8 protein-coding genes and 2 pseudogenes are annotated in these 7,479 nt (G+C 67.1%); 6 read left to right on the top strand and 4 right to left on the bottom strand.

Going from position 1 to position 7,479, the window contains the following annotated elements:
• Nucleotides 1-64, bottom strand: a 64-nt coding sequence (locus tag RMO30_RS13095; protein ID WP_397427874.1) for a hypothetical protein, incomplete at its 3' end; no start/stop codon positions are given.
• 63 nt (nt 65-127) lie between these two features.
• On the opposite strand from RMO30_RS13095, the pseudogene RMO30_RS01830 reads away from it, so the two are divergent.
• Both RMO30_RS01830 and RMO30_RS01825 read left to right on the top strand, forming a co-directional pair.
• A pseudogene (locus RMO30_RS01830) lies at nt 128-970 on the top strand (RNA polymerase sigma factor); the annotation flags it as partial.
• A 5-nt stretch (nt 971-975) separates the two neighbouring features.
• Nucleotides 976-1,692, top strand: a complete 717-nt coding sequence (locus RMO30_RS01825; protein WP_309708731.1) for a F420-0--gamma-glutamyl ligase — start codon at nt 976-978, stop codon at nt 1,690-1,692.
• Between the two features lie 58 nt (nt 1,693-1,750).
• Here RMO30_RS01825 and RMO30_RS01820 read toward each other — a convergent pair whose 3' ends face one another.
• The 3 genes from RMO30_RS01820 to RMO30_RS01810 all read right to left on the bottom strand — a co-directional run bounded on the left by RMO30_RS01820 (nt 1,751) and on the right by RMO30_RS01810 (nt 3,770).
• A complete protein-coding gene (locus RMO30_RS01820) occupies nt 1,751-2,800 on the bottom strand; it encodes an alanine racemase (protein WP_309708728.1) in 1,050 nt (349 codons plus the stop codon).
• Nucleotides 2,797-3,462 carry an alanine racemase C-terminal domain-containing protein gene (locus RMO30_RS01815; RefSeq protein ID WP_309708725.1) on the bottom strand — a complete coding sequence of 222 codons (666 nt, stop codon included), beginning with the start codon at nt 3,460-3,462 and terminating at the stop codon, nt 2,797-2,799. The genes RMO30_RS01820 and RMO30_RS01815 overlap by 4 nt, the downstream gene beginning before the upstream one ends.
• A gap of 71 nt (nt 3,463-3,533) precedes the next feature.
• Nucleotides 3,534-3,770, bottom strand: a complete 237-nt coding sequence (locus tag RMO30_RS01810; RefSeq protein WP_309708722.1) for a hypothetical protein — start codon at nt 3,768-3,770, stop codon at nt 3,534-3,536.
• Between the two features lie 226 nt (nt 3,771-3,996).
• Between RMO30_RS01810 and RMO30_RS01805 the strand changes: the two genes are divergently transcribed.
• From RMO30_RS01805 to RMO30_RS01790, 4 genes and pseudogenes are all read left to right on the top strand, one after another.
• On the top strand, nt 3,997-6,078 hold the full coding sequence (locus tag RMO30_RS01805; protein WP_309708719.1) for a DNA topoisomerase IV subunit B: 2,082 nt from the start codon (nt 3,997-3,999) through the stop codon (nt 6,076-6,078).
• A 79-nt stretch (nt 6,079-6,157) separates the two neighbouring features.
• Nucleotides 6,158-6,910, top strand: coding sequence for an AzlC family ABC transporter permease (locus RMO30_RS01800; RefSeq protein ID WP_309708716.1), 753 nt, complete (start codon nt 6,158-6,160; stop codon nt 6,908-6,910).
• Nucleotides 6,903-7,235, top strand: coding sequence for an AzlD domain-containing protein (locus RMO30_RS01795; RefSeq protein ID WP_309708712.1), 333 nt, complete (start codon nt 6,903-6,905; stop codon nt 7,233-7,235). The genes RMO30_RS01800 and RMO30_RS01795 overlap by 8 nt, the downstream gene beginning before the upstream one ends.
• A 48-nt stretch (nt 7,236-7,283) precedes the next feature.
• Nucleotides 7,284-7,479, top strand: a pseudogene (locus RMO30_RS01790) (hypothetical protein); the annotation flags it as partial.

The raw sequence follows: 7,479 nt of genomic DNA, 5'->3' as shown, positions 1-7,479 counted from the left end.
TTCCCTCCTGGATGAGGTCGAGGAACTGCATGCCACGGCCCGTGTAGCGCTTGGCCAACGACACCACGAGTCGGAGGTTGGCCTCGAGCAGGTGGTTCTTGCCGCGCCGACCGTCGTGGGCGATCCACTCGAGCTCGCGATGCGCATCGAGGCGGGCCTGTTCGCCGAAGAGAAGCTCTCGCAGATGGCCGAGAACGAGAAGCGCAGCCAACTCGGCCGCGAACTCACCTGGGTCGCCCGCGACGGGCAGCGTGCGAAGAGCCACCTGCTCGGCGCCAACCTCCGACTCGTCGTCTCGCTCGCGAAGCGTTACACCGGCCGCGGAATGCAGTTCCTCGACCTCATCCAGGAGGGCAACCTCGGCCTCATCCGTGCGGTCGAGAAGTTCGACTACACCAAGGGCTTCAAGTTCTCGACCTACGCGACCTGGTGGATCCGGCAGGCGATCACCCGCGCGATGGCCGACCAGGCCCGCACCATCCGCATCCCGGTGCACATGGTCGAGGTCATCAACAAGCTCGCCCGCGTGCAGCGCCAGATGTTGCAGGACCTCGGCCGCGAGCCCACGCCCGAAGAGCTGAGCCGCGAACTCGACATGACCCCTGAGAAGGTCATCGAGGTGCAGAAGTACGGCCGCGAGCCGATCTCGTTGCACACCCCGCTCGGCGAAGACGGCGACAGCGAGTTCGGCGACCTGATCGAAGACACCGAGGCGGTCGTTCCGGCCGACGCCGTGGGCTTCACCATGCTGCAGAAGCAGCTCGAGTCGCTCCTCGACTCCCTCTCGGAGCGTGAGGCGGGCGTCATCCGCATGCGCTTCGGCCTCGGCGACGGCATGCCGAAGACCCTCGACCAGATCGGCGACACCTTCGGCGTGACGCGAGAGCGCATCCGTCAGATCGAGTCGAAGACGATGGCGAAGCTGCGTCACCCGTCCCGCTCGCAGTCGCTGCGCGACTACCTCGAGTAGACCGCGTGGACGTCCCCTACGACGAGAACCGGGTGCGGCCTCGTGAGATCGAGGTCGACGGCGTGCGTTACGAGCGCATCCCGATCAAGACCCACGTCGTGCTGCCCGGGGAGCCGCTCGACCCGGTGGTCGAGAAGTACGCGCTCGGGCTGTTGCAGGACGGCGACTGGCTGTTCATGACCGAGAAGATGGTCGCCGGCTCGCAGGGTCGCGCGTACCCGGTCGCGGAAACGAAGGCGCGCCCGCTCGCCGTCTGGCTCTCGAAACGCGTCGTGCGCACCCCCTGGGGTATCGGCCTCGGCATCCCCGAGACGATGGAGTGGGCGATCCGCGAGGTCGGCACGCCGCGCATCCTGCTCGCCGCCGCCGTCTCGGTCGTCACCAAGCGTTTCGGCCGCACGGGCGACTTCTACCGGATCGCCGGCACGAAGGCGCGCGGCATCGACGGCCCGGGCTACCCGACGATTCCGCCCTACGACGAGATGGTCGTGCTCACCGCAGCGAAGCCGCGCAAGACGAGCGAAGGCGTTCGGGATGTGCTGGCCGGGTTGGGCAGGAAGGTCGAGGTATTCCTCGTCGACATCAACGACATCGGCGGCAACGTGCTCGGATCGACGACCGATCGGGCGACCGAGCTGCTCGTCGCGCGCATCCTCAAGGACAACCCGATCGGCCAGGGCCACGAGTCCACCCCGCTCGGCATCATCCGCCGCGTCGCCTGACCCCACCCCGCTGGTTGAGCAGCCGCTGTAGGCGGCGTGTCGAAACCGCTGCCGCGGCCTACTCGTTGAGATAAAGGCGCGGAATGCGGGTGGATGCCCGTGCGAGGATCTCGTCGCCGATCGTGCCCGCCCACGCGGCCCACTCCTCGGCGGTCGGCTCGCCCTGATCTCCGGGACCGAAGATGATCGCCGTGTCACCGATCGCGACATCGACGTCTTCCGGGACGCGGATCCAGGTGGTGTCGATCCACACCTGCGCCACCTCGAGCCGCCGGTTATCGAGGAACACCTGCCCGTCGGACCGGTTGGGCGGAATGCCATCCGCGGAACCAAGATCGAGCGTCGCGACGTCGAAGTGGCGGTCGATCACCGTCGCTCTGACCGTCATCGGCGGGCGCATCCCGAGGCCCCGCGCGTCGACATCGTCGAACGGTGAGACCCCATAGGCGGCGATCCCGAAGCGTACGAGGTCGAAGCGGGCCTCCGGCATCCGAATGCCGGCGGAGCTCGCAGCGAGATGCAGCAGCGGTCGGTCGGGCCCCTCCATCGGTACTCCGAGCCCCGCTGCAACAGCGACCGCAGCCTGGAACTCGGCGAGGGCGGCGGCGTCATCTTCGGGCGACGCGTCCGCGAGATGCGACCACAGGCCAGCGAGACGCACGCGGCCCGCATCCTGAAGCTCAAGGGTCGCCTGCACGAGGGCTGGCCAGTCCTCGGGACTCGCGCCGTTGCGGTGCAGCCCGGTGTCGATTTTGAGGTGAACGGATGCCACGCCGGCGTCCGCGATTCGTCGCAGCTCGGTGAGCGATGAAACCCCGAGGTCGACGTCCGCATCGATCGCTGCCGAGAAGTCGGTGTCCTGACCGTGAAGCCAGGCGAAGAGCTGGGCGTCGATGCCCGCGGAGCGGAGGGTCAGTGCAGCCGGTACGTCGAGCACGGCGAGGGAATCCGCTCCCGACTCGAGGGCCGCGCGGGCGATGGGAAGCATCCCGTGGCCGTAGCCGTCGGCCTTCACCGCGAGCATCGTGCGTGCGGGCGCCGCGAGCGCGGCGAGGGTGCGCACATTGTGTCGGAAGGCGTCGAGGTCGATCTCGATGCGGGCGCTCATCGAGCGCTCCGCACTACGCGTGACGCGATCCCCGCAGTGAGCGCGAGAGGGTCACGCTCGGTCCAGCCAGACCACTCGAGCACTGACGGCTCACCACGCGCGGGGTCGCCGAATAACACCGCGTCGGACCCGAGCTCAATGGCTGCGTCACCGACGTCGAGCACGAACTGGTCCATCGCGATGCGGCCAACGAGCGGGAACGTGGCATCGCCGACGAGCACACGGACACGGTTGGAGGCGAGCCGCGGTACCCCGTCGGCGTAGCCGAGTGCGACGAGGGCCAGCGTTGTTGCGACCGACGTGCGGTAGGTGTAGCCGTAGGAGACTCCCGCATCGGGGGGCACTCGCTTCAGAGCGACAATCTCCCCGATGAGTGACATCACCGGACGTCCGTCGTGACCGAGTCCGTAGGCTCGGGGATCCGCCACCAACGGCTCGCGAGCGATATGTACCGCCTCGCGACGGAACCCGGCAGCGATGGCGACTGTCGCATCCTGTTCGTTGCTGACGACGATCTGGCGAACGTCCGCCTTGAGTGCGGTGGGGGCGATCACCTCGAGCCCGTGGCCGTAGGCATCTGCGCGCGCGTCGAGAACCTCACCGGGACCGTTGTGAAGAAACGCGTCGAGGTCGATGAGAGCTCGACGGCGGATCCCAGGCACCCGCCCATCCAAGCACGGCACAACGAAAGGCCCCCGGAGAACCGGAGGCCTTTCGGGAAGAACAGGTCTGACTAGTCGGAAACCGGCGCGAGCAGGCGGCTGGACTCGTCGTGCCAGTCGAGGGCGATGGGCTGCACCTTCTCTTTGAACTCTGCAGCGTGGTGCGCGCAGAACAGGAGCTCGCCGGTCGCGAGGGTGGCCTTCACGTAGGCCTGGGCCCCGCAGTAGTCGCAACGGTCGAGGCCGGTGAGCATGGCTGCGGCAACCTCGAGTTCGTCGACCGTACTGTCGGATGCGAACTGCGACATGTGCTCCTCCTCGGGTTGAGATCGGCTTTCCGTGACTCAATACAAGCACGCCCCTGTGTCACACATGTGTCATGGGCGTTGCATTTCGCTCACGGCGCATCCGGGAATAGCTGGGAATGGTGCCAGTCGCGAGTCACCCGGGGTGGCATCCCGGGGACGGTCCTCGATCGGGGTTAGTCTGATCGACGGCCAACTTGCCTGGAGGCCTCGACAAGGAGCTGAACCCGTGGCGAGCGACGACTATTCCGCCCGTCACCTGTCGGTGCTCGAAGGGCTCGAGGCGGTGCGCAAGCGCCCCGGCATGTACATCGGGTCGACCGATTCGCGGGGTCTCATGCACTGCGTGTGGGAGATCATCGACAACTCCGTCGACGAGGCTCTCGGCGGGTTCGGTACCGAGATCGAGGTCACGCTTCACCCCGATGCGAGTGTCGAGGTGCGCGACACGGCGCGCGGTATCCCCGTGGATATCGAACCCAAGACGGGGCTCTCGGGCGTCGAGGTCGTCTTCACGAAACTGCATGCCGGCGGCAAGTTCGGCGGCGGCTCGTACGCCGCATCCGGTGGTCTGCACGGCGTGGGCGCCTCGGTCGTGAACGCGCTGTCGGAACGGCTGGATGTCGAGGTCGACCGCGACGGCGCTACCTGGGCGATGTCGTTCCACCGCGGCGAGCCGGGGATCTTCGAGGATGACGGCGAGCCCAGCCCCGACGCGCCGTTCACCCCGTTCGTCTCGGGCAGCGAGTTGCGCAAGATCGGCAAGGTCGCGAAAGGCGTTACCGGTACCCGCATCCGCTACTGGGCCGACCGGCAGATCTTCACCAAGGGCGCCGAATTCCAGCTGGATGAACTCGCCGCCCGGGCACGACAGACGGCGTTCCTCGTTCCTGGCCTCGCGCTCCAGGTCGTCGATGAGAGGGGCGAGGAAACCACCCGCGAGACGTTCCGCTTTGACGGCGGGATCGCCGAGTACGTCGGCTACCTCTCCCCAGACGCGGCGCTGACCGACACCTGGCGCATCCAGGGCACCGGCAACTTCACCGAAACCGTTCCGGTGTTGCGGGAGAACGGCCACATGGTGCCGACCGAGGTCGCGCGCGAGGCCGAGGTCGACATCGCGTTGCGCTGGGGCGTCGGGTACGACACGGTGTTCCGCTCCTACGTCAATATCATCGCCACCCCGAAGGGCGGCACCCACCAGTCCGGGTTCGAGCAGGGGCTGATGAAGTTCCTGCGTTCCGAGATCGAGAAGAACGCGCGCCGACTCAAGGTCGGGGCATCCGAGAAGCTCGAGAAGGAAGACATCCTCGCCGGGCTCACCGCCGTGCTGACAGTGCGCCTTCCCGAGCCGCAGTTCGAGGGGCAGACGAAGGAGATCCTCGGCACCCCGGCGGTGCGCAACATCGTCGCGGGCGTCGTCGCGAAGGCGTTGGGGGAGCGGTTCGCGAGCAGTAGGCGCGACGACAAAGCCCAGACGGCGCTCGTGCTCGACAAGATCGTCGCCGAGATGAAGAGCCGCATCTCGGCCCGGGCTCACAAAGAGACGCAGCGCCGCAAGAACGCACTCGAGTCGTCGTCGCTGCCGGCGAAACTCGTCGACTGCCGCTCGAACAACGTGGAGGGCACCGAACTGTTCATCGTCGAGGGCGACTCGGCGCTCGGCACCGCGAAGCTCGGCCGCGACAGCGAGTTCCAGGCGCTGCTGCCGATCCGCGGCAAGATCCTCAACGTGCAGAAGGCGTCGGTCGCCGACATGCTCGGCAACGCGGAGTGCGCTTCGATCATCCAGGTGATCGGCGCTGGGTCCGGGCGCTCGTTCGATCTTGACCAGGCTCGCTACGGCAAGGTCATCATCATGGCCGACGCCGATGTCGACGGCGCCCACATCCGCACCCTGCTGCTCACCCTCTTCTTCCGCTACATGCGTCCGATGATCGACGACGGTCGTGTGTTCTCGGCCGTGCCGCCGCTGCACCGCGTCGTCGTGATGAACCCCGGATCGAAACCGAACGAGACGATCTACACCTACTCGGAGCCCGAGCTGCACGGGGTGTTGAAGAACCTCGAGAAGGCTGGCAAGAAGTACCAGGACCCGATCCAGCGCTACAAGGGACTGGGGGAGATGGATGCCGACCAGCTTGCGGAGACCACAATGAGTCGCAAGCACCGCACCCTCCGGCGGGTGCGGGTGTCGGATGCCGAGAACGCGTCGCGCGTCTTCGAGTTGCTCATGGGCAATGACGTCGCGCCGCGCAAAGACTTCATCATCGCCGGGCAAGGCCTCGACCGGGATCGCATCGACGTCTGACCGGTCTTCTCGCGCCACACGGGCCACCCGTCGTCAATCGGCTGTGGCGGGTGTCGGCTCTCGGTGACAGGGTGATCGAGTGATCACGCCGCCCGTTCCGCTCAACGAGGATGACCGGGTGCGGGCGGCGCGCCGAGCAGGCATCCGAGCCGCGGGTGTCATCATCGTGAGCTACATCCCGTTCGGAATCGCAGCCGGGGCAGCGATGGGGGCGACGAGCGTCGATCCGCTCATCTCGATCCTCACCTCACCGACCATCTTCGCCGGGGCTGCGCAGATCGCCGCCGTGCAACTGCTGCATGTCGGCGCGGCCCTCGGGATCGTCGTGCTCACCGTCGCCGTGATCAACTCGCGGCACCTGCTCTACAGCGCCGCCCTTGCGCCGCACCTCGCCGACTGGTCGACGCCGCAACGCCTCGGTGCCGCCTACCTGCTCGCCGATCCGGTCTACGCGCTTGCTGTGGCCCGGTTCGACACTCCGGATGGCGGGGGCAGCACCCGCGAAAAGCGCACCTTCTACTTTGCGGCCGGGCTCACCTGCTGGGTCGGATGGGCAGCACTACTCGCGATCGGCATCGTCGCGGGTGGCTTCATCCCGGAGTGGGTGCCATTCGAACTCGCGATCCCGCTCACCTTCCTGCTGCTCACCTTGCCGCTCATCAAGAACAGCGCGGGCTTGGTCGCCTTCGCGGTCGCCGGCATCGTCGCGCTGGTTGCGGACCCCCTGCCGCTGGGCGTGGGCCTGATGGTGGGGGCCGTCGCGGGCGTCGTGGCCGGGGCCGTCGTGCTCAACGTCACCGACCGCAACCGGGCGGAGACCGTCGATGCTTGAGCTTCTGGCGATCGTGCTCGGCGGCATCGTCACGTTTGTGACGCGCGCCATCTTCCTGGTGAGCAAGAAGTTGCGGCCGCCGAAGCGTGTCGAACGCTACCTGCCCCTCGTTGGCCCGGCTGTTCTCGGGGCGATCGCGATCCCCGGCATCCTCGCGCCGCGCGGTGAGATCTCGCTCGTCGACACCGTGCCCGCCGTGATCGCCGCCGTCGCCACCTGGCTCGGCTGGAAGTTCACGAAGCAGATCGCCGTCGGCCTGATCGTCGGGCTCGGGCTGTGGTGGGCGATCCTCGCCGTCATGGTCGCGATGGGCGTCGAGCGCTGATCAGCCCAAGCTCCGCGTCGTGTCGTGCCCCTGTTCTAGATTTGAGGCATGGGTGAGGCTGGCGTGCGGACACTGAGGCTGACGATTCCCGACGATGTGGTTGTCGCCGTGGCGGCCAGAGCAAAATCCGAAGGCGTTACGACCTCGGAGTACGTGATCCGAGTCCTCAGCAAGGAGCTGTCCCCTCCGACGAGTGCGGACGTGAGAGGCGCGACCGAGCGGGATGATCTTTCTATTCTCGAAG

Origin of the sequence: Pseudolysinimonas sp. (genome assembly GCF_031389465.1) — a bacterium.
GTDB lineage: Bacteria > Actinomycetota > Actinomycetes > Actinomycetales > Microbacteriaceae > Pseudolysinimonas_A.
This window is presented reverse-complemented; position numbering and strand designations above follow the sequence as displayed.

Excerpts from the sequence above, each read along its gene's own strand:
- RMO30_RS01820 (WP_309708728.1), bottom strand. The coding sequence starts at position 2,800 with ATGAGCGCCCGCATCGAGATCGACCTCGACGCCTTCCGACACAATGTG.
- RMO30_RS01810 (WP_309708722.1), bottom strand. The coding sequence starts at position 3,770 with ATGTCGCAGTTCGCATCCGACAGTACGGTCGACGAACTCGAGGTTGCC.
- RMO30_RS01795 (WP_309708712.1), top strand. The coding sequence starts at position 6,903 with ATGCTTGAGCTTCTGGCGATCGTGCTCGGCGGCATCGTCACGTTTGTG.